Here is a 991-nt window from a genome sequence, read left to right as displayed (position 1 = left end):
CTCACCGCGCGGGCCGCCGGGGCGGTGCCTAGCGTGGCGGGACGAGGGGCCCCGCACCCCGCCGTCCGGCGGGAGCGCCCGCGGGCCCCGCGCCGCGCGCGGCGCACCCGATCCGAGGAGGTCCCCATGGCAGGCAGGCTGGACGGTCTCACCGTCGCGTTCCTCGCGGCCGACGGCGTCGAGCAGGTGGAGTACGTGGAGCCGCGGAAGGCCCTGGAGGCGGAGGGCGCGAGCGTCCACCTCCTCTCCCCCGGCACCGACCCGATCCAGGCGATGAACGGCGACATCGAGCCCGCCGACACCTTCACCCCCGACCGGGCCGTCGGCTCGGTCGACGGGGCCGACTACGACGCGCTCGTGCTGCCCGGCGGCACGGTCAACCCCGACAAGCTCCGCGTCGACGACGGCGCCGTCTCCTTCGTGCGCGACTTCGTCGCGTCGGGCAAGCCCGTCGGCGCCATCTGCCACGGGCCCTGGACGCTCGTCGAGGCCGACGTCGTCCGCGGCCGCACGCTGACGTCCTACCCGAGCCTCACCACGGACATCCGCAACGCGGGTGGCCACCGGGTCGACGAGGAGGTCGTCGTCGACAGCGGTCTCGTGACGAGCCGCGACCCCGGGGACCTCGACGTCTTCTGCTCGACGCTCGTCGACGTCTTCGCGGGGGCCCGCCGGCACTGACGCACGACCCGGACCGACGACGGCGCGCCAGCCCCGAGGGGTGGCGCGCCGTCGTCGTCCGCGGCCGCCCCCGTCGCCGCCCCCTCAGGCGTCGGGCGCCTCGACGGTCGAGACGACGCGCACGAGGGACGGCGCGGGCGGGGTGGAGCCGAACCCGAAGCGCACGGGGGGCACGACGGGCGCGAGCGGGCCGAGGTCGCGGCCGTCCCAGGAGGTCGTCGCGTCGACGAGCGCGCGGACGTCGCGGGCGCCGTACCACTCGCGGCGGCCACCGCCGGCGCTGCCGCGGGTGCTCACGCCGCGCAGCACC

Annotated in this window: 1 protein-coding gene and 1 pseudogene; one reads left to right on the top strand and one right to left on the bottom strand. The window is 77.4% G+C overall.

The window, feature by feature from the left end; all coding sequences use genetic code 11:
- Positions 1–126 precede the first annotated feature (126 nt).
- A complete protein-coding gene (locus HLB09_RS17605; protein WP_171204560.1) occupies positions 127–681 on the top strand; it encodes a type 1 glutamine amidotransferase domain-containing protein in 555 nt (184 codons plus the stop codon).
- Positions 682–765: 84 nt separating this feature from the next.
- Here HLB09_RS17605 and HLB09_RS17600 read toward each other — a convergent pair.
- Positions 766–991, bottom strand: a pseudogene (locus HLB09_RS17600) (hypothetical protein); the annotation flags it as partial.

It is taken from the genome of Pseudokineococcus marinus (assembly GCF_013004605.1).
Classification (GTDB): domain Bacteria; phylum Actinomycetota; class Actinomycetes; order Actinomycetales; family Quadrisphaeraceae; genus Pseudokineococcus; species Pseudokineococcus marinus.
This window is presented reverse-complemented; position numbering and strand designations above follow the sequence as displayed.

Coding starts and splice junctions, on each gene's coding strand:
- HLB09_RS17605 (WP_171204560.1), top strand. CDS start 127: ATGGCAGGCAGGCTGGACGGTCTCACCGTCGCGTTCCTCGCGGCCGAC.